The sequence below is a fragment of the Sulfurimonas sp. NW7 genome, assembly GCF_051132265.1.
Classification (GTDB): domain Bacteria; phylum Campylobacterota; class Campylobacteria; order Campylobacterales; family Sulfurimonadaceae; genus Sulfurimonas; species Sulfurimonas hydrogeniphila.
Genome location: NZ_CP093235.1, coordinates 1793157 through 1818268 on the forward strand (window position 1 = coordinate 1793157; position 25112 = coordinate 1818268).

The 25112-nt window shown below is 39.5% G+C and carries 22 protein-coding genes, 1 tRNA gene and 2 rRNA genes; 1 reads left to right on the forward strand and 24 read right to left on the reverse strand.

Features of this window, described 5'->3' with window-relative positions:
- Nucleotides 1-58: 58 nt before the first annotated feature.
- The 24 genes from MLC35_RS09440 to MLC35_RS09555 form a co-directional block, all read right to left on the reverse strand.
- Nucleotides 59-2951: ribosomal RNA gene (locus MLC35_RS09440) — 23S ribosomal RNA — on the reverse strand.
- 288 nt (nt 2952-3239) lie between these two features.
- Nucleotides 3240-3316: transfer RNA gene (locus tag MLC35_RS09445), tRNA-Ile, on the reverse strand.
- A gap of 286 nt (nt 3317-3602) precedes the next feature.
- A 16S ribosomal RNA gene (locus MLC35_RS09450) occupies nt 3603-5122 on the reverse strand.
- The 16S and 23S rRNA genes sit together here with 1 tRNA gene alongside, the layout of an rRNA operon.
- 459 nt (nt 5123-5581) lie before the next feature.
- Entirely contained in the window at nt 5582-8170 is a 2589-nt protein-coding gene (locus MLC35_RS09455; protein WP_434636721.1) for a M14 family zinc carboxypeptidase, read from the reverse strand.
- A gap of 32 nt (nt 8171-8202) precedes the next feature.
- Nucleotides 8203-9117, reverse strand: coding sequence for an ATP-grasp domain-containing protein (locus tag MLC35_RS09460; protein WP_151899618.1), 915 nt, complete (start codon nt 9115-9117; stop codon nt 8203-8205).
- A gap of 9 nt (nt 9118-9126) precedes the next feature.
- The gene (locus MLC35_RS09465; protein WP_151899617.1) at nt 9127-10230 is read right to left on the reverse strand and encodes a M20 family metallopeptidase; all 1104 of its coding nucleotides are present in this window, start codon (nt 10228-10230) and stop codon (nt 9127-9129) included.
- A gap of 146 nt (nt 10231-10376) precedes the next feature.
- Entirely contained in the window at nt 10377-10736 is a 360-nt protein-coding gene (gene rplS / locus MLC35_RS09470; protein ID WP_151899616.1) for a 50S ribosomal protein L19, read from the reverse strand.
- A 133-nt stretch (nt 10737-10869) separates the two neighbouring features.
- A complete protein-coding gene (gene trmD, locus MLC35_RS09475; RefSeq protein WP_434580289.1) occupies nt 10870-11571 on the reverse strand; it encodes a tRNA (guanosine(37)-N1)-methyltransferase TrmD in 702 nt (233 codons plus the stop codon).
- A complete protein-coding gene (gene rimM / locus MLC35_RS09480; protein ID WP_230973295.1) occupies nt 11572-12087 on the reverse strand; it encodes a ribosome maturation factor RimM in 516 nt (171 codons plus the stop codon). It lies immediately after the preceding gene.
- A gap of 13 nt (nt 12088-12100) precedes the next feature.
- Nucleotides 12101-12337 carry a KH domain-containing protein gene (locus tag MLC35_RS09485; RefSeq protein ID WP_434636724.1) on the reverse strand — a complete coding sequence of 79 codons (237 nt, stop codon included), beginning with the start codon at nt 12335-12337 and terminating at the stop codon, nt 12101-12103.
- A gap of 2 nt (nt 12338-12339) precedes the next feature.
- On the reverse strand, nt 12340-12561 hold the full coding sequence (rpsP, locus tag MLC35_RS09490; protein ID WP_151899612.1) for a 30S ribosomal protein S16: 222 nt from the start codon (nt 12559-12561) through the stop codon (nt 12340-12342).
- Between the two features lie 270 nt (nt 12562-12831).
- Entirely contained in the window at nt 12832-14187 is a 1356-nt protein-coding gene (gene ffh, locus MLC35_RS09495; protein WP_434636726.1) for a signal recognition particle protein, read from the reverse strand.
- Nucleotides 14188-14246: 59 nt separating this feature from the next.
- Complete coding sequence (locus MLC35_RS09500) at nt 14247-14981, reverse strand: pseudouridine synthase family protein (RefSeq protein ID WP_434636729.1); 735 nt, start codon at nt 14979-14981, stop codon at nt 14247-14249.
- Between the two features lie 14 nt (nt 14982-14995).
- Nucleotides 14996-16162, reverse strand: a complete 1167-nt coding sequence (gene waaA, locus MLC35_RS09505; RefSeq protein ID WP_346389581.1) for a lipid IV(A) 3-deoxy-D-manno-octulosonic acid transferase — start codon at nt 16160-16162, stop codon at nt 14996-14998.
- A gap of 2 nt (nt 16163-16164) precedes the next feature.
- Entirely contained in the window at nt 16165-16878 is a 714-nt protein-coding gene (locus MLC35_RS09510; protein ID WP_346389582.1) for a zinc ribbon domain-containing protein, read from the reverse strand.
- A gap of 47 nt (nt 16879-16925) precedes the next feature.
- Nucleotides 16926-17648, reverse strand: coding sequence for a Nif3-like dinuclear metal center hexameric protein (locus MLC35_RS09515; protein WP_151899607.1), 723 nt, complete (start codon nt 17646-17648; stop codon nt 16926-16928).
- Complete coding sequence (locus MLC35_RS09520; protein ID WP_434636731.1) at nt 17645-18253, reverse strand: tetratricopeptide repeat protein; 609 nt, start codon at nt 18251-18253, stop codon at nt 17645-17647. The genes MLC35_RS09515 and MLC35_RS09520 overlap by 4 nt, the downstream gene beginning before the upstream one ends.
- Before the next feature lie 10 nt (nt 18254-18263).
- Nucleotides 18264-19130: a M23 family metallopeptidase gene (locus tag MLC35_RS09525; protein ID WP_418640659.1), complete on the reverse strand. Its 867-nt coding sequence runs from the start codon at nt 19128-19130 to the stop codon at nt 18264-18266.
- On the reverse strand, nt 19130-19582 hold the full coding sequence (gene smpB, locus MLC35_RS09530; protein ID WP_151899604.1) for an SsrA-binding protein SmpB: 453 nt from the start codon (nt 19580-19582) through the stop codon (nt 19130-19132). The genes MLC35_RS09525 and smpB overlap by 1 nt, the downstream gene beginning before the upstream one ends.
- Nucleotides 19583-19677: 95 nt before the next feature.
- On the reverse strand, nt 19678-20103 hold the full coding sequence (locus tag MLC35_RS09535; RefSeq protein ID WP_151899603.1) for a hypothetical protein: 426 nt from the start codon (nt 20101-20103) through the stop codon (nt 19678-19680).
- A 94-nt stretch (nt 20104-20197) separates the two neighbouring features.
- Nucleotides 20198-20980: a 4-(cytidine 5'-diphospho)-2-C-methyl-D-erythritol kinase gene (locus MLC35_RS09540; RefSeq protein WP_434636733.1), complete on the reverse strand. Its 783-nt coding sequence runs from the start codon at nt 20978-20980 to the stop codon at nt 20198-20200.
- A gap of 7 nt (nt 20981-20987) precedes the next feature.
- Entirely contained in the window at nt 20988-21221 is a 234-nt protein-coding gene (csrA, locus tag MLC35_RS09545) for a carbon storage regulator CsrA (protein WP_151899601.1), read from the reverse strand.
- Nucleotides 21215-22036 (reverse strand): tRNA pseudouridine(55) synthase TruB, encoded by an 822-nt coding sequence (gene truB, locus MLC35_RS09550; RefSeq protein WP_434636735.1) that lies wholly within the window; start codon nt 22034-22036, stop codon nt 21215-21217. Before truB ends, csrA begins: the two co-directional genes overlap by 7 nt.
- Entirely contained in the window at nt 22033-24081 is a 2049-nt protein-coding gene (locus MLC35_RS09555; protein ID WP_151899599.1) for an ATP-dependent helicase, read from the reverse strand. Before MLC35_RS09555 ends, truB begins: the two co-directional genes overlap by 4 nt.
- Nucleotides 24082-24208: 127 nt before the next feature.
- On the opposite strand from MLC35_RS09555, the gene MLC35_RS09560 reads away from it, so the two are divergent.
- Nucleotides 24209-25111, forward strand: a complete 903-nt coding sequence (locus MLC35_RS09560) for a LysR family transcriptional regulator (RefSeq protein ID WP_151899598.1) — start codon at nt 24209-24211, stop codon at nt 25109-25111.
- Nucleotide 25112 lies beyond the last annotated feature (1 nt).

Below are 25112 nucleotides of genomic sequence, written 5' to 3' on the forward strand. Positions count from 1 at the left end.
TTATTAGTATATATACACTAAATAAGGTAGTGAAGCAATTGTGTTCATTTAAGAACTTGGTAAAAAGACAAACGTACTATTAGTACTGGTCAGCTAAACACATTGCTGTGCGTACACATCCAGCCTATCAAGCTTGTAGTCTTCAAGCGTACTTCAGGGAACGTTCATCTTGGAGTTGGCTTCCCGCTTAGATGCTTTCAGCGGTTATCTCATCCGTGCGTAGCTACCCAGCTATGCCCTTGGCAGGACAACTGGTGCACCAGTGGCACGTCCAACCCGGTCCTCTCGTACTAGGGTCAGCTCTCCTCAACGTTCCTACGCCCACGGAAGATAGGGACCGAACTGTCTCACGACGTTCTGAACCCAGCTCGCGTACCGCTTTAAATGGCGAACAGCCATACCCTTGGGACCTGCTCCAGCCCCAGGATGCGATGAGCCGACATCGAGGTGCCAAACCTCCCCGTCGATGTGAGCTCTTGGGGGAGATCAGCCTGTTATCCCCGGCGTACCTTTTATCCTTTGAGCGATGGCCCTTCCACACAGAACCACCGGATCACTATGACCGTCTTTCGACTCTGCTCGACTTGTATGTCTCACAGTCAGTCCGGCTTATGCCATTATACTCTACGAAGGATTTCCAACCCTTCTGAGCCGAACTTTGTAAGCCTCCGTTACTTTTTAGGAGGCGACCGCCCCAGTCAAACTACCCACCAGACATTGTCCTCGCACGAGATAATCGTACGGAGTTAGCTATCAGAATATTCAAGGGTGGTATCTCAAGGTTGCCTCCTCCAGAACTGGCGTCCTGGATTCAACGGCTCCCACCTATCCTGCACATGAATATCCCAATAGCAGTGTCAAGCTATAGTAAAGGTGCACGGGGTCTTTCCGTCTTTCCGCGGGTAGGAGGAATTTTCACCTCCACTACAATTTCACTGGATCCCTTGTTGAGACAGCTCCCATCTCGTTACGCCATTCATGCAGGTCGGTATTTAACCGACAAGGAATTTCGCTACCTTAGGACCGTTATAGTTACGGCCGCCGTTTACTCGGGCTTCAATTCATGCCTTCGCTTGCGCTAAGCAATCCTTTTAACCTTCGAGCACCGGGCAGGCGTCACACCCTATACATCCACTTACGTGTTAGCAGAGTGCTGTGTTTTTGGTAAACAGTCGGGAGGGACTCTTTGCTGCGACCCGTCAGTGCTTCTGGGAGTAAATCCCATAACACTTAGGGCACACCTTATACCGAAGATACGGTGCTAGTTTGCAGAGTTCCTTAACAAGGGTTCATCCACGCGCCTTAGAATACTCATCTCACCCACCTGTGTCGGTTTACGGTACGGGCAACATTACATCTCGTTTAGAGGCTTTTCTCGGCACGACAGTATCAAGGGTTCTGGTCGCTCTCCGAAAAGATTGACCAGCCTGTCAGATCTCGGTCGCTTGACGAGCGGATTTGCCTACTCGTCGACCTACGTCCTTCGAGCCACTATTCCATCAGTGACCCCCTTTAACTCTATGCGTCCCCCCATCACTCAAACGATGTAATGTCGGTATCGGAATATTAACCGATTTGCCATCGTCTACCCCTTTCGGACTCGACTTAGGTCCCGACTAACCCTACGATGACGAGCATCGCGTAGGAAACCTTGGGTTTACGGCGAAGAAGATTCTCACTTCTTTTCTCGCTACTCATGCCTGCATGCTCACTTCCATCCGCTCCAGTACTCCTTACCGGTATACCTTCAGCGCTGAATGGAACGCTCTCCTACCACTTACAGTAAACTGTAAATCTAAAGCTTCGGTGTTTATCTTAGCCCCGTTATATTTTCGGCGCAGAATCGCTAGACCAGTGAGCTGTTACGCTTTCTTTAAAGGATGGCTGCTTCTAAGCCAACCTCCTGGTTGTCACAGCAACTCCACATCCTTTTCCACTTAGATAAAACTTTGGGACCTTAGCTGTTAGTCTGGGTTGTTCCCCTCTCGACATAGGATTTTATCACCCTACGCCTGACTCCCGAGGTTACACGTATAGTATTCGGAGTTTGATAGGGTTTGGTACCGCGGTAAGCAGCCCTAGCCCTGTCAGTGCTCTACCCCTATACGCTAATGCTCGAGGCTATACCTAAATATATTTCGGAGAGAACCAGCTATCACTGAGTTTGATTGGCCTTTCACCCCTATCCACAAGTCATCCCAAGAATTTTCAACTTCTACGGGTTCGGTCCTCCACTGGCTCTTACACCAGCTTCAACCTGCTCATGGATAGATCACTCAGTTTCGGGTCTGCAGCATCTGACTATGTCGCCCTATTAAGACTCGCTTTCGCTACGGCTTCTCGTTCGATTAACCTTGCCAGATACCACAACTCGCAGGCTCATTATGCAAAAGGCAGTCCGTCACACTTATTTAATAGTGCTCCGAATGATTGTAAGCCATAGGTTTCAGGTTCTATTTCACTCCGCTCACCGCGGTCCTTTTCACCTTTCCCTCACGGTACTTGTTCGCTATCGGTCTAGTAGTAGTATTTAGGGTTGGAGGGTGGTCCCCCCATATTCAGTCAAGATAACACGTGTCCCGACCTACTCGTTCCATACCTTAGTTCCACATAAATGTTTTCGCTTACGGGAGTATCACCCTCTATGCTCATCCTTTCCAGAATGTTCTGCTAACAAATATGCTAAATGTATGCGCCCTATTCCAATTTCGCTCGCCGCTACTCTCGGAATCTCGTTTGATTTCTCTTCCTTTGGGTACTGAGATGTTTCACTTCCCCAAGTTCGCCCCACCCGAAGGTGGTAACACGAATCGCTCCGTGCTGGGTCGCCCCATTCAGAAATTCCCGGATCAAAGCTTCTTGGCAGCTCCCCGAGACTTTTCGCAGCCTAGTACGTCTTTCATCGCCTCTACTAGCCAAGGCATCCACCTATGGCCCTTAATATCTTTTTATTCTATGTTGCGTTCACTACCTTATTTAATGTATGAATACATTAAACAAGATGAATGATCTGTTATTGTAGTTATTTAGTTTTTAATTATATCTCTATAATTAAAGTTGTTGACTTTAACAATTGTAATTTAATGATCGTTTGGTTTTTAAACCAAATATAAATTCTTATGATTTTAAGAACTTATATTTAATTTAGAAACTTGTTTCTTAGATGAGTTGTGCTTAAAAAAGAAGCGAAGCATACTTTAGTATGTGAGTTTCTTTTTTAAGTGCAAATCGCTAAGAAATGGTGGGCCTACCAGGACTTGAACCTGGGACCTCACCCTTATCAGGGGTGCACTCTAACCAGCTGAGCTATAGGCCCTTTCTGGTGCTTTTAACTTTATTCTGCGTCAGAACCTTTACTTCAGTTGTCACGTACAGTTTGTACGCTCCGCCTTCAGCAAAGAACCTTCCTTGACTAAAGCTAAAATCCCTCAGAAAGCAAAGCCCTCTCAAGGTTACACCTTTGACATAATCGTAATTCAAATGAACACAGATCACTGAAAACTAAGCAAGTAAGTTAACTTTTGAAACAACCAATAAACTATTTCTCGTGTGAGATTTTCTTGTGTTGAGCCACTCAATCGAATGAGTGCTCTTTACTCTAGAAAGGAGGTGATCCAACCGCAGGTTCTCCTACGGTTACCTTGTTACGACTTCACCCCAGTCGCTAATTCCACCGTAAGCGGTAGCCCCCCGAAGGTTGGCTTCCCGATTTCGGGTGAAATCAACTCCCATGGTGTGACGGGCGGTGAGTACAAGACCCGGGAACGTATTCACCGTAGCATTGCTGATCTACGATTACTAGTGATTCCAGCTTCATGGAGTCGAGTTGCAGACTCCAATCCGAACTGAGAGACGCTTTAAGTGATTAGCTCCACCTCGCGGTATCGCAACACTCTGTACGCCCCATTGTAGCACGTGTGTAGCCCTAGCCATAAGGGCCATGATGACTTGACGTCGTCCTCACCTTCCTCCTCCTTACGAAGGCAGTCTCCTTAGAGTGCTCAGCTTAACCTGCTAGCAACTAAGGACGAGGGTTGCGCTCGTTGCGGGACTTAACCCAACATCTCACGACACGAGCTGACGACAGCCGTGCAGCACCTGTTTTCGAGCTCCCCGAAGGGCACCCCGCCATCTCTGGCAGGTTCTCTCAATGTCAAGGCTAGGTAAGGTTCTTCGCGTATCTTCGAATTAAACCACATGCTCCACCACTTGTGCGGGTCCCCGTCTATTCCTTTGAGTTTTAATCTTGCGACCGTACTCCCCAGGCGGTTCACTTAATCTGTTAAGTGCATCACCGCCCTGACTAGCAGAGCGACGACTAGTGAACATCGTTTAGGGCGTGGACTACCAGGGTATCTAATCCTGTTTGCTCCCCACGCTTTCACGCCTTAGCGTCAGTTATGTTCCAGGAGATCGCCTTCGCTTTCGGTATTCCTAGTGATATCTACGGATTTTACCCCTACACCACTAATTCCATCTCCCCTCCCATACTCTAGGTCGGCAGTTTCAAATGCAGTTCTACAGTTAAGCTGTAGGATTTCACATCTGACTTGCCAACCCGCCTACGCGTCCTTTACGCCCAGTGATTCCGAATAACGCTTGCACCCTCCGTATTACCGCGGCTGCTGGCACGGAGTTAGCCGGTGCTTATTCATATGCTACCGTCATTTTCTTGACATATAAAAGGAGTTTACACACCGAAATGCGTCATCCTCCACGCGGCGTTGCTGCATCAGGGTTTCCCCCATTGTGCAATATTCCTCACTGCTGCCTCCCGTAGGAGTCTGGTCCGTGTCTCAGTACCAGTGTGGCGGATCATCCTCTCAAACCCGCTACCCGTCATCGCCTTGGTAGTCTCTTACACTACCAACTAGCTGATGGGATATAGACCGATCCCTTGGCGGAATCCATTTCCCGACTTATCTTGTGATAAGAAGGAGTATCCGGTATTAATCATCGTTTCCAATGGCTATCCCGGTCCAAGGGGCACATTATCTATATATTACTCACCCGTGCGCCACTCGTCAGCATAGTAGCAAGCTACCATCTGTTACCGTTCGACTTGCATGTGTTAAGCACGCCGCCAGCGTTCATTCTGAGCCAGGATCAAACTCTCCATAATTGTTATTATGTAAAGAACACATTACTGTGCATTACTGATCTTTTGCCCAAGATTATTAAATCATTGGCTTTGTTATTTTAAGTCTTAATAAAACTGCTTAAGGTTCTATTACTAGACTGTATAGTTATCTATTACTATTAAGGGAACCATACAGGCAAGCCTGTATGGATTTCAAAATAGAATAGACGGTTGTTGTTTATTAGTTATTTCTAAGTAATTTATCTCTTTAACTCTAAAGTTAAAAAGTCTCTTACTTGCTTAGTTTTCAATGATCTCAAACATTTTTAAAAGCTTCTACTTGAAGTCTCTTCAGGCCTTTTAAACAAGGTCTCTCTGTTTGTGGATGGGAATTATAGGGGAGTGTTGCTTAGAGACTGCTTAATGTTTGGTGGGTTTTTTAAAAAGTTTTTGAAGTTTTTTATTTGTTACTTTTTATAGAAGTTTGACTCAAACAAACTTCTAACTGTTTACTTCAATATATACAGGTTCAGAAAAATTTGGAACATCATCATATGAAAATACTGCATAATATTTATGAACATTCAAATCACCAAAATTATCATACGTATAATTATCACTGCCGCCATAGAGTTTTTGCCCATCATAAGGAGAGCATGGAACCTTGAATCTGTTTTTTACAACAATCACACCTCTGTAACCATCGTCTTCAGGACTTTCCCACTGCAGTTTTATTATTCCGTTTTCCATACTTGCCCGTAAGTTCTCTACCTGTTTTGGCGGATTTTTCCTTTTACGGATGTAATCCAAAGTTAAAACCGGTTTATCTATTTTTTTATTGTCTATCCAGTTTACATCAGCATTTTTGGACATCTCAGTTTCTGATGAAGCGGAAATTACAAAAAAGGCTTTCTTCTTTTCTTTTGCCAACTCAAGCATTTCCTGAATTGCATATGTATCAAAAACAAATCTCTGTTTTGAAGACCTCTTGATCTCTGTAATACTTACGTCATATCCGATTCTCTCAATAATGTTTCTGTTTTTTATCTTCTCATAGGTAATTTCACCTGTAATCGGTTCCACCAGTTCTATATGAAAACGTAAATTATTCTCTTTTGCATTCACCTGATATGCCTGTAAATCTATATACGCATCAGATACTACGGTATTTTCCATATCCGGTAAATTCAATAAATCAAATTCAATGCATGCATATTTCAGGTTGCCACTTGCGTCATATCCGGATTTAAGCGCATTGTCTTTTATATTGTCATGATTGACTGTAAACTCATAAGAAGATTGAATATCCAGTTTTGCTTCATGTATGGTATACGAAATATCAAGCTTTGGTCTGTAGGTTAATCCTCCACTGAATTTTCCATATCCGATATCCCACTGCATCAACTGAGAAGACCTGTCAAGCGGCAAAGAGGTCGGTCCTTGCATTCTAAAATATGCTTCTCGTCTTTTTAAAGCTTTTTCAAGAACTTTTATTTCCTGTTCTGCAAATTGATATTCTCTCCATATACCCTGAGCCAATTGATGTGAAGAGGTTGGTCGATCTATATAAGAAAGCATTTTTGCATTTTTTATATCATCAAAACTGTCTATTTTGTCTATTGTACGCTCATCCATCTGTCCAACCCGCCACTGACCATAGCGCTCAACCTGTACAGCAACCCGGTTCATCGGATAAAATGAAATTTTTGCTGCTGTAATAATCGCATTTTCCGGAATTGTCATTAAGGAAAATCCACACACTCCGTAACACTCCCCTTTTTGTTCTGAAATTCCGACAAACAGAGAATTGTTCCCAAAATGATCTTTGTTCTTTTGTGTCTTTTCTCCGACATATCCTATTTTGCTTGCAATGGGATATAAAATTTTGGAAAACATATTTTCAGCCGGTTTTGTTCTTACCGCAACAAGCTGAGCATAAGGTGATTTAATTGACTTGTCCTTGCAGACCGCACGAATATAATAATAATAATTTGTCGAACTCTTTAAATTGGAATCTGTAAAACTTTTCATTTTTGTCATGGCAATTCGATTGGAGGCCTGCGCAAACCCTTTGAGTTTTGTTGAACGATAAATTTCAAAATAAATTGTTTCGTCTTCTATATACTCCCAGCTAAGTTCTACCTCTTTTGCCCCAATGCCTGTTGCCACAAAATTTTCAACACGTTGTAAATTATTTTCTTTTTTGTAATTGTTTACTTCGGAGAGAGCCATAATCAAAGCTGGAATATTTTCCTGGATATTCTCACTCATATTCTCAATATAGTCACTGATGTTTCTCGTTCCGACTTCTGCTACTAGCGAAAGGATTCCCTGAGAATAGTAAAACTCGCGTCCGCTTCCTGAAATGAGATGCACAGGCGGTTTTCCCATATGAATGCCGTATTCACGAGAAGACTCTTTTCTTATTTCTTCTGCCATATTTCCCGCCAGAAGATTCAAGTCAACAGCATCCTCCGCATCTTCATGAATAAAATTGTGTGCAGGAAAAAATACATTGCCCTGAGAATGGTAGTCCAAAGCAATTGTAATATTTTTGCGTTCGAGTATAAAATCTCTAATGGCTGCGGTTTCCGGCTCACTGAACGGTTCCGGACCGGAGTAGACATTCGAAGTATAATTTTTGTTCGGGGTAAAACCTACGCTAAAGTTTCTGTTCAGATCAACACCGTAACTTCCGTCAGGATTTTTTCTCCGGTTTTTTCTCCAAAAAGAGAAATGGTTTCTTGAGTATTCAAAACCGTCCGGATTTGCACAGGGGACCATATAGAGTGTTGTATTGTCCAATATTTTATTAAGTTGTGGTTCATAATCAATATGTTCTAAAATATATTTTGCAAAAGCAAGAGAAAGTTCTATTCCAATCCATTCTCTTGCATGAATTGTACCTGTGTAAAAAAGTGCAGGTTTTTTCAGATGTGCCTCTACATTTTTAGTAATTGAGACAGCAATAATATCTCTGCTTTCCCATGTTTGTCCTATTGTTTCTACTTTAACAAGATTTGGATGTCTCTTTTGAGCAGAATTAAAAAAATTTATACATTCATCATATGAACTATATTGTTGTCTCAAGCCATTGCCTTCATTTTTTTGAAATGATACTCTTACTTCGTTTTTCTGTCAATTAAATCCACAATTAAATCAATTTTTTTGTCATTAAAGTTTAATCCCATTTTTTCCTGTTCAGGAGTAGCAAAAGCAGGAATACCGTTTACTTCCAAAACAATATACTCTTCTTTTTCTCTGTCATAAATAATATCTACGCCACCAATATCCACACCTGTTGCTTTGCATGCTTTTTTTGCAATACTGACAACTTCGTCATTTGCTTCACGTACAAAAACACTGCCGCCGCTTGTCACATTTGTACGCCAGTCAGTTCCGCTGGCTTTTCTTCCGTAACACGAAACAAATTCTCCGTCAACAATATCAACTCTAAAATCCGTATTATCATAATCAATAAATTTTTCTACATAAAAATAGCGCAGATCCATCTGATTTAAAAAAGGCATAAGCATATCCAGGCTTGCTTCATTCTCGATTTTGGTAAGTCCCACACCACCCCAGCCATCAGTAGGCTTGTAGACCATTTTGTCCCATTTTTTAATGATTTTTTTAAGTTCATGCCCATCATCCCGATGACACAGCTTATAATCAGCTGTTTTCACACCGCTGTTTCTCAGAACAAACGAGGTCTGAAACTTATCTTCTGTCAAAGCAAAAGACTCATAAGAGTTAATCATCGGAATAATTCGGTTTAATGCCTGATACAGGTACATTTGATACTGTGTCTGTTCCCCTGCATTATAGGAAAAAAACAGATCCAGTGTATCAAGTTTTTCTCCATGATACTCTTTTCCGTGATAGAGTATATGCGCATTTTTTGCAATCGCATGACGCAAATTAATATCGTTTAATACTTCAATGTTTCTTTCTTTGAGTTTTTTAATTATTTTTTTTGCTATTTTATCTCCGCCGCCATTCTTGTATAACCACATGCCGATTTTTCTTTTTTTCATTGACATCCCCTAAAATTTTAAATTTTTTATAAAATACCCAAAGAGCTTTCTGCTCATCTCTATGCGACGGACAAAACTCTCCTTGCTCGCCCGCTCTTTTACTGTATGATCTCCGTCACCAAACGGTCCGAAACCATCAAGTGTCACAACACCACATGCGCTGACAATATTTGCATCACTCACACCGCCTCTTTCTTCTGCGGATATCTGCTGTTGTGTAATCTTTTCTATTTTTTTAAGTAGAGCGATTGAATCCTCTGTTGTCTGCATCACATCTCTTTGTATACCACCGCTTAATGTTGCTTTTACGCCATCAACAACAGAGGTTTGCACAATCTTTTCTATGGCTTCCAACACTCTCTCTTTCTCAGCAGAATATTTGTATCTCAATTCAAAAACCAATTGTGCCTGCGGAGAGACAGTGTTTGCCCCTATTCCCCCCATAATTTTTCCGACATTAACGGTTGTACCTTTGTCCAGGTCTGTCAACTGCACAAGTTTTTGCAGCTTGTATGCAAGTTCTAAATTTGCATCACAGCCCTCACTGTAATGATTGCCTGCATGGGCTGCTTTGCCCTCTATGTCAACAAAGAAAGTTCCTACACCTTTTCGTCCGGTTACAAGTTCCAAATGCGCACCGGCCGCTTCATACACAAAACAATACGCATACTCTTTGGCAAGTTCAGCAGTCAGATATTTGGAATCATCACTCCCAGTCTCTTCATCACTGACCAAAAGAATATCAATATTTTGAATTTTCACGCCTTTACATGTAAGCTGGCGCAGTGCTTCAAGCAGTACAATATTGCCGCCTTTCATATCACATACACCCGGTCCGTATACCCAGGTGTCATCTTCTGTAAAATATTCAAATTTTCCGGGAGGAAAAACCGTGTCAATATGTCCGAGCAAAAGTAATTTTGGAGAATTCTTTACATGTAAAGACTTGTAGTAACGATGATCACCGACATTGTTGCGTTTGTAAATGACAGTTTCAAAACCCAATGCCCCAAACCATTCATCAAAAATTTCACCGACAAGGTTCACACCTTCTGTGTTTTTTGTATAGGAATTTATTTCTACGACCTTTTTTAAGTCTGCTATGTAGTTCATTGTTATCCAAATAATGTCTATTTTTATTGATTATACTATGAATTTGTTATTTATGCTAAAAAGTTAGATTAATTTTTACGGAGTTTAAAAAATATGTGTAATGTGGGAATGTTATAAAATATGAAGAAGGCAAGAGCCCAGAAGAATTATTTTCTTCTAAGTTCTTTAATACGGGCTTTTTTACCGGCAAGTGCACGAAGATAAAAAAGTTTCGCACGACGAACACGACCGCGACGAATCACTTTAATTTCATTGATTGAGTCAGAATAAACTGGGAAAATTCTCTCAATGCCAACACCGTTAGCACCGATTTTACGTACTGTAATAGTTTGCCCTGTTCCCTGACCACGCTTAGCTATACAAACACCCTCGTAGTTTTGTACACGAGTTTTGTCACCTTCTTTAATTGTTACTGCTAAATTTACAGTATCCCCGGCACGAAAATCTGGAATATTTTTCTCAGCAGTTTGTGCTTTTTCAAAGTTTTCAATATACTTATTTCTCATAAGACTAGATCCTTAATTTATTTCATAAATGAAGGAAACCCTCCATTTGATTTATAACGAGAATGGAAATAATTCCTTTCTCTACGTTAACACTTTGTTTTTCTCGGCGAAAAGCCCATCGCACTGGTGCGATTTAGCGTAATCGTTCTTCCGATTTGTGCTTTAATAGCTGTTCTGGTCTAAAGAATTTGGTCTTTGCTTCAGACAAGGCTAATTTTAGTGAGCGAATTTTACTATGATTTCCCTTTAAGTATTCTGATGGAACACTTAAACCTTCATAGTTTTGTGGTTTTGAAAATGACGGTGCTTCCAAAAGCGGCGTTTCAAAACTCTCAATCTCCAAAGACTGGGCATTTCCGAGAACACCTTCTTTGTTTCTGCTTATGGCATCACAAAGTACCAGTGAGGCCAGTTCGCCTCCGGTCAGAATATAGTCACCGATTGAAAATACTTCATCCGCATATTTTTCAATAACTCTTTCATCTATTCCCTCATATCTTCCACTCACAAAAGCTATATGGGTTTTCTTTGCCAAACGCTTTGCATCATTCTGTACAAAAGGTTTGGCAACCGGAGTCAAAAAAATGATATGAACATTTTCATCTTTATTTTTCAAATCATCCAGTGCATCAAAAAGCGGCTGTGGATTCATTACCATTCCCGCACCGCCGCCTACTGCCGTATCATCAACTTTAGAGTGTTTGTTCTTTGAGTAATCCCGAGGATTCAAATAGTCTATCTTTATGATATCCTTCTCAATGGCCCGTTTCAAAATCGAATCTTTAAAATAGCCTTCAATCAGAGCAGAAAAAAGAGTAACAAAAGTAAAGCGCATTCAAGAAGCTTCCAGGATATCAACAGCACCACTGAGTGTGATGCGTTTGTTCTCAATGTCAACTTCCACTTTAAACGGTTCAATAAAAGGAACCAAAAAGCTCTTGGCCAAACCGCTTTCGACTAAACTTGCATCCGTAACAATACTTAAATAATTGGTAGTATTGAATCTCTCTATCTCTTTTACTCTGCCAAGACATTTGCCATCTTCATAGACTTCACAATCTTCTAAATCAAACCAGAAATACTCACCCTCTTCCAAATGGCAGTTTTTTCTTGTCTCTTCGTAGGTGGTAAAAAGTTTTGCATTTGTAAACTTTTTGGCATCTTCAGGATTTGCAATGCTGTTAATGCGAACCAATCCACGATTCAAATCAACATCACTTAAAGTAATGCGCTCACTTTTATTGATTAAAAAAGTGGCTCCCTTAACAAACTGTTCAGGAAAATCACACTTAAGATGCAATTTCATATCTCCATGAATGCCGACAGTTTTACCAATCGTTGCTATATGCAACAACTTTTCTTTACTAGACTGCTTCGACATTGATACGGTAACTCACACCATCTTTTGCTTTACATCCGGAAATCACAGTTTTAATAGCACCAATCATCTTACCGCTTTTTCCTATTAATTTCCCTATATCTGCCTGGTTTGCGTAGAGAACTATTTCTGTTATTTCATCGCCCTCATGAACTTCAACTCTGATATCATCGGGGTGTGATGCTATCAGTCTTGCAAATTGTGCGACAAAATCAGCAATCATAATTAACGACCAGTGATCTTTTTCACACGATCACTCATCTGAGCACCGACACCCAACCAGTAATCAACTCTTTCATTGTCAACTTTCAGCTCTTTTGTCATTGGATTGTAATATCCGATAAGTTCTATCCAACCGCCATCTCTACGTTTACGGCTGTCTGTTACCGCGATACGGTAAAATGGTCTTTTCTTTCTTCCCATACGAGTAAGTCTAATTACTGTCATTTTGTTTCCTGTTTTTTTATTTACCTGTTACCGGTTACATGTATACATATTGAGAGTTTATTACTATAAATGCTAAGTTTTTTTGGGAAGGTATAAATGTAGAAGAGTCTTTTTTCTCTTAAATAATTTTGCTTCCCTCTTACCATCTCTATAGTTGGATGTACACATGTAACCGGTAAACAGGCTACAAATCTTTTTATCACAGAGGTATTGTTTAAAAAGATTTATTTGAAATGGAATTATATCCACTTTTTTCTTAAATTACAATCTCTATCTTGGCAGGCCACCCATACCTCCTGGTCCGCCTGCCTGACCCATCATCGACTGAAGCTGCTTCATACCGTTTTTGCCGGAAAATTTCTTTGCCATTTTCCCTGCATTTTTAAACTGCTTGATCATTCTGTTTATTTCAACGATATCAAGGCCGCACCCTTTTGCAATTCTTTGCTTTCTTGAGTTATTTAACAGGTCGGGGTTTTCTCGCTCTTTTTTTGTCATTGAAGCAACCATGGCTTTGATATTTTTAAGCTCTCCGGAGTTTTCAAAATCAAAATCCTTAATCGCTTTGGACATATTGCCCATGCCCGGAATCATTCCTATGATAGAACTCATGCTTCCCATTTTTTTCATCTGTTCCATCTGTTCTAAAAAATCATTAAAGTTAAATTTGCCTTTTTGAATTTTTTTTGTCAGTTTTTTCGCCTGTTTTTCATCAATAACATTCGTTACTTTTTCCGCAAGTCCTTCTACATCACCAAAACCCATCAGACGGTTGACAATACGCTCCGGTAAAAAGACTTCCAAATCTTCCATTTTTTCACCCAGACCGATAAAACGAAGCGGTACCTGTACCTGAGATGAAAGACCCAAAGCAACACCGCCCTTTGCATCTCCGTCGTACTTGGAAAGAATTACGCCGTCAATCCCGATTTTTTCTTTAAAACTCGTTGCTGTGCGTACGGCATCCTGCCCTGTCAAAGAGTCGGCCACATAAAAGATTTCATCAGGATTTGCCGCTTTTTTTACATTTTCAAGCTCATCCATAAGTTCTTCATCAATAGCCAGACGGCCGGCCGTATCTATAAGCACAACATCGAAAATCTTGGAATCAGCATACTCTAACGCAGACTGTACAACATCTACAGGATTTTTTGTTGCTTCATCTTCATACAATTCAACTTCAATTTGTGCGGTAATCTGGCGTAATTGTTCTACCGCGGCAAGACGTTGCAAGTCAGCTGCAACAACAAGTACTTTTTTGCCTTTGTTTTTAAGATAATTTGCAAGCTTACCGGTTGTAGTTGTTTTACCAGACCCCTGCAGTCCTGTCATCAAAATCACAGTCGGAGGGTTGGGAGCAAAGACGAATCCTCGGTTGCCGCCTACATCTAAGAGCTCGTTGAGAGTTTCACGTAAGGCTTCAAGAAACTGGTCTTTGCCTATCCCTTTTTCTTTTGTACGCAGTTGTACTTTTTGAATCAGTTCTTTGACGACTCTATGGTTGACATCCGCTTTTAAAAGATTTTTTTTCAGTTCATTGAGTGCTTTAGAGAGTGCCTTGTCATCATCGTGAAAACGAATCTTTTTTATTGCATTTGTAAACGAATCTGTTAAAGTACCGAACATGAAAACACCTCTTTTATTCTATATAAATTTTTTCGAAATTGTAACTAAGTTTTTCTTAATTATTCAAATGTCACAAAGCTTTTGGGCTCTTTTGCCACAAACTCCATTCCAAGAAGTCTGACTTTATGGGCATGGAGCATCACGCGTTTTGCACGACGCCCGCCATACTGCTCGTCACCGACTATAGGATGGTCGATATAACGTGCATGGACTCTTATCTGATGTGTGCGCCCATTGTGAATAATGCATTTGACTTTTGTTTTTTTGGCGCTGACAATATCAGGAAAAAACTCCGTTCTCGCCGGTTTTCCTTTTGGAGAAACATTTGAGTAGGCTTTGTTGTTTTTTTTCTGTGTTGTAATTGCTTTGTCTACTTCAACCGGCTCTGTCATTATTCCCTCAACCCAGGCGATATACTCTTTGTAGACTTTGTCATCACGAAACTCTTTGATAGCACGCTGACGAAATTCCTCATTTTTTACAAGCATTAAAACACCGCTTGTTTCGCGGTCGAGTCTGTGCAACAGTACCGCCGGTTTAAATTGACGCTCTATCTCGTCCGAGTTTACATGTGCCGGCTTATCGACTACAACAATGTCATCATTTTCAAAAATAGGCTTAACGTGTTCTACTTTTTGTACTCTGAATATCGTTCGCTCATCAATTTCACCACGGGCAATCATCACTTTTTTGTTGCCGACATACACAAGTCCTCTGTCTATCATAGACTTTGCATTGGAATTGGAAATTCCCTCTTGCTGTGCCAATAATTTATACGCTTTTTCTGTTGCCATTTTACCAGCTCCTTTTAATTTTTTAATATTTTTTGAACCACGGGTTCCAGGTTTATCTGCTCTTCTACCATTGAAGGCGGCAACTCCTTTGTCATCTCAAGTGCATCGGCTATTTCATCCGGCTCAACATACTGCACGTGATGGACATATTTAAACAACTCTTTTTGGTGAAAAAAATGCTTTCCTGTAATTATTTTACATCCGAAATAAGCCGGTTCGAGCGGATTGTGCCCACCGACATCATTTTTAAAAGCACCCCCTAATATAGCTATGTCGCTGATGGCATAGATATTGTTGAGTTCACCCATCATATCGACTAAAATCAAATCACCTGCAAAACTCTTTCCTTCTGAAAAACGGGAAACAGTGGCATTATTTTGCCTGCCGTATCGTTCCATTAAGCTATATACCTCTGCAAAACGTTCCGGATGACGGGGAACAATTACAAGTTTTGCCTCTTTGCTCTTTTCATAGGCAAAAAATGCCTCTAAAATGCTTTGTTCCTCACCAGGATGGGTACTTCCAGCTACAATTACTTCCGCATCGGGCTTTTCGTATTCTTTTGTTTTTTTGATTTCACCTGCCAATTTTATATTGCCAATCACCTCAATGTGTTTTGCACCCAAGGCCAAAAATCTGTTTTTGTCACTTTCGCTTTGAGCATAGACCATATCTACATTCTCTAAAAGTTTTTTATAAAACCAGGCAAACTTCATATATTTTTTGACACTTTTATCTGAAATTCTGGCATTAAGCAAAATAACTTCTGCACCGCGTGAACGCGCTATGCTAAAGAGCAGATACCAAAACTCCGCCTCAAGTACAATAAGCTTTTTTTGCGGTTTGACCCAAAACGGCAGATACATTTCATACGGAAGATAACGTACCTCTGCATTATATTTTTTTGCTTCATTGTGTCCGGTTTGTGTAATCGTTGTCACAAGTATCTTTTTATTTGCCAATAGATCCAGAAGCGGTTTAAGAGCTCTGGCTTCGCCTAAAGAGCAGACATGAAACCAAATTGCATTTGTACTGCGAAACGGAGGGTTCTTAAAAAGAAAAAAACGTGCAGGAATTGATTCTTTGTATTTTTTTTTAAAAGCAAGCAATATCAAAAGAGGCAATGCTGTTATAAACAGCATTACACTCAGTACATAATAGAAAAGGAAAAACGGCTTCAAGCCTACTCTTCGTTAACTTTCACATAAAGGATGCGTCCGCAGTGGGGACATGTAGTGATATCTTCACCTTTTATGACATCAGCATAAACCTTATCGCCTATTATCATATGGCATCCCATACATGCCTGTTCTTCAACAGGAACCACTGTTGTGTTTTTTGCCCAACGACGGATTTTTTGATAAAAAGCAAGCCCTTTTTGATTGATATCTGACAAAAGAGTCTCTTTTCTTTTGAAAACCTCTTGTCTCTCTTTGTGTATTTTTTCAAGTTTTGTATCTACATCAGCTTTTACACTTTCCAAATTTGCATTTAACTCTTCCAGAGCATTTTTTGCAGCTTCAATCTGCTCTTTTTTTGCTTCAATGATTTTTTCAAGTCTTTGAATCTCTTCATTTGCAAATGTGACCTGCTCTTTGGCAATCTCTTCTTCAAGCTGCAGCGATTTCATCTCACGTTCTGTTTTTACTTCAGAGCTTTTTTTTACATTCTCTTCAAGTTTTTGTGAAAGTTCCGAGAGATGCAGTTCGTTTTTTGCTTTTTTAACTTCTTCGTCTTTGATTTCATTCGTTAAATTTTCAATATCTGACTCTATGCTCTTTGTTTTTGCAAGAGCCGCTTCATAATTTGCATTTGCTTCTTCAATCTGAGGTTCAAATGCGTCTATCTCTTTATCTATAATTGACAGATCGATTAATTGTTTTAAGTGCTTGTTCATTGGGATCCTTTAGGGGTTTACTTCTACCATTACCTGTATTATTAGACCTAAATATATGTAAATGGGTTTTCTGATGATGCAATTATAACTTCTAAACCTAAAATTTTCAAATGCTTTTGCATAATTTGTGCAAAAAAGTACTCACTTTCATAGTGTCCGATGTCAATTAAAGACAATTTTATACTTTTTGCCTCCATTGCATCATGATATTTTACATCACCTGTCAAAAAGCAGTCAGCATCCAGACTCTTCATCAAAGAACATCCCGATCCTGTTGTCAGGGCCACTTTTTTTACTCTTTGCGCACACTTAACTGTTCTTGCACATTTAAGTCCAAATGCTTTTGAAACATGTTTTGCGAATATATCAAAATCTTCATTCACTTCCAGGTATGCAACAAAACCGTCTTTTTTACAAATTTCGTATCCGAGTATCTCTTTTGCAACATATTCGTTTAAGTGTGTCTGATCAAAATTTGTATGCATCGCAATATTTGAAATATTTTTTTTAATCATTTTTTGAATCAAATTTGCAGGATATTTAGAGAACTCAAGTTGTTTGAGTCCGCCAAAAATAATCGGATGGTGCGTAATAAGCAGCGTATTTTCATCCAAAGAATCAATCAGTTTTTCATCTACATCAATACTCAAAGCAATTTTTGAAATATCATCTTTGAAATCACCTATCAAAAGACCGGAATTATCCCATGACTCCTGAATATCAAAAGGAGAAAGTTCATTGAGATATTTGTATATTTCCAATATTTTCACAGCGATTCTCCCTTCTTGATTTTTTTCAGTTCCTCTTTTGCTTCTTTAAATTCAGGGTCAAGCTCTATCGCTTTTTCATACATTCCTTTTGCTTCATCAAAATGCTTCATATCAACAAGCAGATTCCCGTAATTATAGTAGGTAATAGGGTTTGTGGCATCAATTTCAAGCGACTTGTTGAGATGATTTCTTGCACTCGCATATTCACCCGCTTTTCTATACAGGGATGCCATCGCCTGATGGATATAGGTATTGTTCGGGTCCAGTTCCAACGCTTCTTTGTAATACTCCATAGCCTCATCATCCCTGTTTTGCTGTGCAAGTGTATAACCCATTTTAAAGAGTGTTTCAAGGTTCTTTGGATCTTTAATATTTGCCTCGCTGTAAATGGCAAGCGCTTTTTGCAAATCTCCCTTTTGCATCTCTTCATCGGCTTTTTCCACCAAAGAGGAGGCATCAAAAGGGGAAAATGCCTCAGCACTTCGTTCACCTTGGGCACCTGTGTGCTGTTGGTCCTGCGGATCTTTAAGTGTTTGTATATGTTCGTAAATTTTGTATGCAAAAAAAGCAGAGGCTCCAAGCATAAGTAACTGAAAAAGTGTCATAATTGTTTTCCTATTTATTTAAAATTAAATTATTATTGAGTAATGTTATAAGTTGCAACGGATCAACTTGTACACCGGCAATTCTAGCTGAAAAATGCAAATGAGGACCTGTTACCCTGCCGCTTTTTCCTGATAAGCCCAAAAGTTCTCCTTTTTGGACAAGCTGACCTGTTTTGACATTGAATTTACTCATATGAAAATAACAGGTATAAATGCCTTCACCGTGATCAATGACAACAGTGCCTCCCGAATAAAATCTTTTTTTGACCAAAACGACTTTTCCGTCATTGGACGCTCTAATCGGTGTGCCTGTTTTCGCCCGAAAATCCGTCCCGCTGTGATACCCTTTCAAAGCTCCGTTATAAATTCTTGCTGTACCAAAAGCACTTGTAATTTTACTCTCCACCGGCAAGATAAAATCTGAATGCATATAGCTTTTGTTTGTTATTGTATGATAAATTTTCATAGCTTCCCTGTACTCTTTTGCGATTCTTTTTTTTATCTTGGGCAGCGTCGGATTTACTTTCGAAGCGCTTACACGGATGGTTTCTTTTTTGTATTTTGCATCTTTGATTGTAAGAGAAAGCTCTTTGTGCTTTTTTATCCCGTTTTGCAGATAAATAACTTTCACGGTTTTTTGAGCAGGTTTGTCATAATAGGAGACGGGAATCAAGGCATAATATTCACTCCTGTTCAAAGGATTCGGAAAAATTTTTATCTTTTTTTCTTCAAAAAAGAGTGCTTTGTATTCAATGCCTTTTTCTTTTGCAAACTTCACCAGTACTGTCTTGCCGTTACCTACCTCATCATTGACTATCTTTACATGTAAAGCAAAAAGAGAGGAGACAAAAAAGCACAAAAAAAGCAAAAGTTTCATTAATAATCCTTCATCGCCCTTTGAATGTCTCTCTTTTGGTCTTTCTCTTTTAGATCATTTCTTTTGTCATGCAGCAGTTTTCCTTTTGCTATGGCAATTTGCAGCTTTGCAATGTTGCGTTTGTTAAAATAGAGCTGCAAAGGCACAATGGTATACCCGTCACGTGCTACAGCCTTTTGCATTTTCTCTAACTCTTTTTTGTGCAGAAGCAGCTTTCTTGCCCCGCGCTCTTCGTGCCCGTAATAATGGTGCGTCGTCTCGAGTCTGCCGATATGCGCATTAAACAAAAAAGCCTCTCCGTTGACAAAGCGGATAAAACTGTCTTTAAGATTAACGCGATGCGCACGTATGCCTTTGACCTCGCTCCCTGTAAGAACCAGCCCTGCTTCAAACTTCTCTTCAATAAAATAATCATGATACGCTTTTTTGTTTTTTGCTATTGTTTCACCCATAATCCACTTCCTTCTAAACTGTATAGCCTAAAATATTTCTGCTATTTTAGCATGCATTCATTAAGGTTTGGATTGTTAAAGAGATGTTTATTGTTTTAGTTTTCGTCGCGAACTATATTATGACAGCGAAAACAGGCATGCTCAATATAGGTATAAGCTCTTTGAGACTCTTCTCTTCGAAGTTTACCCGACTGGTTATATTTATTCGCAATAGCGTCTAATATAATCTGAACATTATGTGCAATAATCTGTGCACTCATAATCGCTTCGTTGGCTTTATGCTTCTTGTTTTTAGGAAGCATCTCCTCAAATTTTTCTTTATCAGCCAATAAATCATTGGCGTGTTTTGCAAACCGTTCAATCGAAACTTTTATACCCTCTTTATCACTAGTTATAAAGCCTTGTTGAACTTCTCGTAATTCTGTGTTTAAAAGTATCATATTTGACTTAAGATTATATGCTGATGCAGAAGTAACTGACAACGTCAATGCAAACACACTTATTAGTAATAATTTTCTCATCTTGCCCCCCTTATTTTGACAATTTTTATTGTATCATAATATTGAATACTTTGACAAAAAACATTCTCTTATGCCAATAAAATGGTGCAAACTATTAAATTACTCTAAAAAAACTGCTTCCGCTTCCGCTGAAGAAATACCCATTTTTATAATGTTTTTCTAACTCTGTATATTCTTGCAATGCAGGCGCAAAGAGATCATTTGCTTCTTTTACATCGAGTTCCTGCAAGATTTCTACTGAAGATTTCTTTTTCAATGCATCGGCTTGAAATCCGTCTATGGGTCTGTAAAATTTTTCTCTGTATGCTTTATAGACTTTTGGAGTGCTGATTTGTATCTTGGGTGTATACATATGAAATGAGAGCGGTGTTTCCTCAAAGGCTTCTACCACTTCCCCTATTCCGCTGACATTGGCACTATTGTATCCATAAATAAAAAACGGCACATCCGCCCCTACATGTAAACCTATTTGTGCGAGTTCATTGAGACTCAGACCCAAATGCAGTACTTCATTGCACATTTTCAGATACGTTGCCGCATCACTGCTGCCTCCGCCAAGACCTGCAAATGCGGGAATGTGTTTTTCAACAGCCACCGCATACGTTTGCATAAGTTTTTCAAGTGCAGCGCTTGATGTAGCCTCTTTCAAGGCTACATATGCTTTATAAATGGTATTTTGTTTTGTATCACAATCAAAATCACCAATTATTTTAAACTCATTTGCTTTGGCTTGAACATCTTGTTTTGATACAAAGGAGAGGACATCATACAAATCATTGACTTTCATAAATCGAGAGACTATCTCATGGTACTCGTTTCTCTTGCCTGTTATTTTTAAAAAAATATTTACTTTGGCATAGGCCTTATACTTTTTCATCCGCTTTTTATTTTCCCAGTATTTTGTTCAAAGACAGAATATCATTTTCGTCTACAGTTCCCAAAGAAGCCGCCTTGTTACTCGCTTTGACCTCTTCGATAAGCTCATTTCTAATGATGGAAATCTCTTTTGGCGCGTCAATTCCGAGTTTTACGACACCGTTTTCTACAGAGATAACTTTTACAACAATATTTTCACCAATAACTATAGATTCATCTGCTTTTCTTGCAAGTACTAACATTCTATCCTGCCTAATTCATATTTTACTCTGCCCTCATTTACTGTAATAATGGAGATGCTTTCGCCATTATCCAGCCAATATGTGCCGTCATCCTGAAACTCTAAATCTTCTAAAGCAAGAACTCTTCCATACTTTACATTATCACTTTCACCCAAATAGTAATTCTGGGGAATGTTTAAAGATTCTTTGATATTCAAGGCTTTTTCATCCTCATAAACAAACTGTCCTTCATTCAGTCGCTCAAGCATACTTAAACTTCCATGCGCTATACCAAGTTTATGCGCAATCATCTCTCCCAGAGAACGTATATAAGTCCCTTCGCTTACACTTGCTTCAAAGGTCACAAAGGGATGGCAGTAGTGAATCAGTTTCATTTCATAAACAGTTGAGTTGACAGTATTGAGAACAACCTCTTTTCCCGCACGTGCCAAATCATACGCTCGCTGTCCGTTTATCCGTTTTGCACTGAAAATCGGCGGTTTATACTCTAATTCACCCTCTAAAGACAAAAGCACCGCTTCAATCTCCTTTACATGTAAAGGTTCAGGAAGTACAACTTCTTCGATCATCTCTGTATCAAGGGTATCACTCTTTGCACCAAGCCACAAAGTCGCTTTGTATCTTTTAGGTGTTTTGTTCAAAAATCTAAAAAGTTTCGTATGTGAGCCAAAACCTACCAAAAGCACGCCTTTGGCAAAAGGATCCAGTGTTCCGGCAAAACCTGCTTTTTTATTGTTATACTTTTTTTTCAGACTGTAAAGATACTTGTTTGAGCCTACTCCCGAAGGTTTGTATGCAACAAAAAGACGATTCATAACTTCTCTACAAATGATGCAAGAATATCGCGTTTTGTTCCTGCAAAATTAATCTTGAGTTTAAATTCTCTTCCCGACTTACTCACACCGATAATGCGCCCTGTTCCAAAGATTTTATGTCGTACCAAATCACCTTTTTTAAATGCTGTGTTTTTTTCACACTTTAAAGAGCCTTTGCAAAGTCCGGCTTCATTGAAAAAACGGCTTTTTTCCAAATCACTTCTGCGTCCTTTGTAAAATCTGCTCCCGGCATGGCAAAGCGTCAAGGTCTCTTTGGCACGGGTAAACGCAACATACCCAAGTCGTCTCTCTTCTTCCAAATCACTTCCGTCTCCTGTCAGTGGCAAAAAGCCCTCTTCCATTCCTATGACAAAAACATGTTCAAACTCCAAACCTTTGGAGGCATGTATACTCATCATGTAGATACTCTCCCCCTCCACCTGGTCCTGCTCACTTTGCAACGTCAGTTCGTTTAAAAACTCATCCAAAGAACTCTGTGGTGATTTTTTTACAAAATCTCTAAAAAGACCGTAAAACTCATCTATATTGAGAATTCTTTCCTGTGAGTCTTGCATGTTTTTGTAAATATCTTTCAAAGAAAAAGTTTCTTCCAAAGCATCTATAAACTCATAGGTAGACGCCTGCGCAATACCGGCAACCTCTTGAATGTTTTTAGCAAACTCTTTGAGCGTTGCAGCATTTTTCTTTCTGACCAGGCCTTCAAGTTCTTCCATGGATGCCTGAGTGATATATTCATAAATAGAAGTTCCCTTTTTCTGAGCTGCAAGTTCAATTTTATCCAAACTTGCTTTGCCCAGTCCGCGTTTCGGCTTGTTGACTATACGTTTCAAGGAGAAGTCATCATGATGATTTGTAATCACCCTGATATAAGAAATAAGGTCTTTTATCTCTGCCCGGTCATAAAATCGCAAACCACCCACAAGTTTATAGTTAATCCCGTAACGGTTCAAGCCTTCTTCTACAGAACGTGACAGAACATTGACACGGTACAAAATAGCTATTTCTCTGGCACGTACTCCGCTCTCAAGCAGTTTTTGTATTTTTGCGGCAACTTTTCTTGCCTCTTCGTTTTCATCATTAGAATTCAGTGTTGTCACATCATCCCCGTTGCCACGCGTTGCTATGAGTTTTTTTCCCAAACGGGACCGGTTGTGCTCGATAAGCGCATTGGCAACTTTTAAAATCGGCGCACGTGAACGGTAGTTCTCTTCGAGTTTAAAGACATGTGTGCCTGAAAAATCCTGGTCAAACTCCATAATATTGCGAATATGCGCACCACGCCAGCCGTATATACTCTGATCGTCATCACCGACTACACACAAATTGTTATGCACTGTACAAAGTTTTTGTAACAGCTTAAACTGCAGTTCGTTTGTATCCTGGTACTCGTCAATCATAATGTACTGATATTTCTGCGAGGTAGCCTTTGCCAACTCAGGGTTTTCATCCAAAAGTTTATAGGTAAGCGCGATGAGATCATCAAAATCAACAAGATTGTTTTCCAGTAAATATTTTTCATACTCTGCAAAAACTTCGGCAATCTGCTTGTAACTGAACAGTTCAGTCTGCTTGTAGGCATCATCAGGACTCATTAAAGAGTTTTTGTATCTGGAAATTTCACTCGCGATAAGCGGTGTCGGCAGCTCAGAATTTATTTTTTTAATGATTCTCTTTTTATCATCTGTATCTATCACAACAAAATTATTGGCTCTGCCCAAAAGATGTATATTGAATTTTAAAAAAAGAAGTCCAAACTTGTGAAAGGTACAAAGAAGAGGAGGATAGGCGACATTTTCTATCATAGAGAGAGAACGCTCTTTCATCTCTTTTGCAGCTTTGTTTGTAAACGTCAGGGTAAGTGTATTTGAAGCGGGAATACCCACAACCTCAATAAGATACGCCAAGCGTGAAATAATTGTTGTCGTCTTTCCGCTTCCCGCTCCTGCAAGAATCAGGACAGGTCCTTCTGTTTGCTTTACTGCTGCTGCTTGAGACTCATTTAAATGATTAAAAATTTTTTCCATATATGTTCACTACTAAGTTGTATTTCTACTTATTATAGCTAAAATGTCATAAATTATTACAAAACTATTGCAATAATTATAATTATGAGTTATAATTTTACTATTATTGATACTTATAGGAATTATTATGTTAAAAGATTTTGCGAAATTACATACTTTTTTGATGGTTATAAAAGAGAAAAGCTTCTCTAAAGCATCAGCAAAACTTGGGATTTCCCAGCCCGCTGTCACGCAGCAAATCAAGTTCATTGAAGATTATCTTGATACAAAAATCGTTGATAGAAAGAAAAACGGAATTATCCTCACAAAAGAGGGTGAAGATCTCTACAGAATCGCTTTAAGACTTGAAAAAGCTATACACAGCAGTGAAAAAGAGTTGTTAAAAATAATCAACAAAGAGTTCACTTTTGTCATGGGTTCTTCTTTTGCAATCGGTAATTATGTGCTTCCGAATTATCTCAGTGAAATAAAAAAACGCATCAACAATGAAGTTTTTATGAATGTGGATCTCTCTTCAAACATTATTGACCAGCTTGAAGATAAAAAAATAGATGTCGCACTCATCGAATCTCCTGTTTTCAGAGATGGTGTCATTTACAGAGAATGGGTGGAAGATGAATTGGTCGTTTTTTCAAACCAGCCGATGAAAAAACATCTCAGTGCAGATGATTTACTCGATTTCGACTGGATTTGTCGCAATGAGGACTCCCACACAAGAAAACTGACATCAGAAGTTTTTGAAGAGATGGGAGTGCAGTGTAATAATTTCAATGTTATCGGTGTTCTTGCCAGTCCGACTTCCATCAAGGAGTCTATTTTACATGCAGACAAGAACGCAGAACGACCTCTTGTCTCTATTATGTCCCGTCATGTCATCAAGTCAGAAATCGAAAACGGCCAACTTTATGAAGCCAGACTAAAAAACCATAAAATTACAAGAAGTTTTTACATAGCCTATCTCAAAGACAGAAAACATGATGCTTTTGTAGACAACGTAGTCAATTATCTGCTCTCGCTTAACAGAGTGTAGA

What these genes read in the sequence shown, in the direction of transcription:
- csrA (WP_151899601.1), bottom strand. Translation starts at nt 21,221, where the DNA reads ATGTTAGTACTTGCAAGAAAAGCAGATGAATCTATAGTTATTGGTGAA.
- MLC35_RS09500 (WP_434636729.1), bottom strand. Translation starts at nt 14,981, where the DNA reads ATGGCAACAGAAAAAGCGTATAAATTATTGGCACAGCAAGAGGGAATT.
- MLC35_RS09510 (WP_346389582.1), bottom strand. Translation starts at nt 16,878, where the DNA reads ATGAACAAGCACTTAAAACAATTAATCGATCTGTCAATTATAGATAAA.
- MLC35_RS09535 (WP_151899603.1), bottom strand. Translation starts at nt 20,103, where the DNA reads ATGAGAAAATTATTACTAATAAGTGTGTTTGCATTGACGTTGTCAGTT.
- MLC35_RS09555 (WP_151899599.1), bottom strand. Translation starts at nt 24,081, where the DNA reads ATGGAAAAAATTTTTAATCATTTAAATGAGTCTCAAGCAGCAGCAGTA.
- MLC35_RS09540 (WP_434636733.1), bottom strand. Translation starts at nt 20,980, where the DNA reads ATGAAAAAGTATAAGGCCTATGCCAAAGTAAATATTTTTTTAAAAATA.
- MLC35_RS09520 (WP_434636731.1), bottom strand. Translation starts at nt 18,253, where the DNA reads ATGACACTTTTTCAGTTACTTATGCTTGGAGCCTCTGCTTTTTTTGCA.
- trmD (WP_434580289.1), bottom strand. Translation starts at nt 11,571, where the DNA reads ATGCGCTTTACTTTTGTTACTCTTTTTTCTGCTCTGATTGAAGGCTAT.
- MLC35_RS09460 (WP_151899618.1), bottom strand. Translation starts at nt 9,117, where the DNA reads ATGAAAAAAAGAAAAATCGGCATGTGGTTATACAAGAATGGCGGCGGA.
- ffh (WP_434636726.1), bottom strand. Translation starts at nt 14,187, where the DNA reads ATGTTCGGTACTTTAACAGATTCGTTTACAAATGCAATAAAAAAGATT.
- MLC35_RS09465 (WP_151899617.1), bottom strand. Translation starts at nt 10,230, where the DNA reads ATGAACTACATAGCAGACTTAAAAAAGGTCGTAGAAATAAATTCCTAT.
- MLC35_RS09525 (WP_418640659.1), bottom strand. Translation starts at nt 19,130, where the DNA reads ATGAAACTTTTGCTTTTTTTGTGCTTTTTTGTCTCCTCTCTTTTTGCT.
- smpB (WP_151899604.1), bottom strand. Translation starts at nt 19,582, where the DNA reads ATGGGTGAAACAATAGCAAAAAACAAAAAAGCGTATCATGATTATTTT.
- rplS (WP_151899616.1), bottom strand. Translation starts at nt 10,736, where the DNA reads ATGAGAAATAAGTATATTGAAAACTTTGAAAAAGCACAAACTGCTGAG.
- MLC35_RS09560 (WP_151899598.1), top strand. Translation starts at nt 24,209, where the DNA reads ATGTTAAAAGATTTTGCGAAATTACATACTTTTTTGATGGTTATAAAA.
- rpsP (WP_151899612.1), bottom strand. Translation starts at nt 12,561, where the DNA reads ATGACAGTAATTAGACTTACTCGTATGGGAAGAAAGAAAAGACCATTT.
- MLC35_RS09485 (WP_434636724.1), bottom strand. Translation starts at nt 12,337, where the DNA reads ATGATTGCTGATTTTGTCGCACAATTTGCAAGACTGATAGCATCACAC.
- truB (WP_434636735.1), bottom strand. Translation starts at nt 22,036, where the DNA reads ATGAATCGTCTTTTTGTTGCATACAAACCTTCGGGAGTAGGCTCAAAC.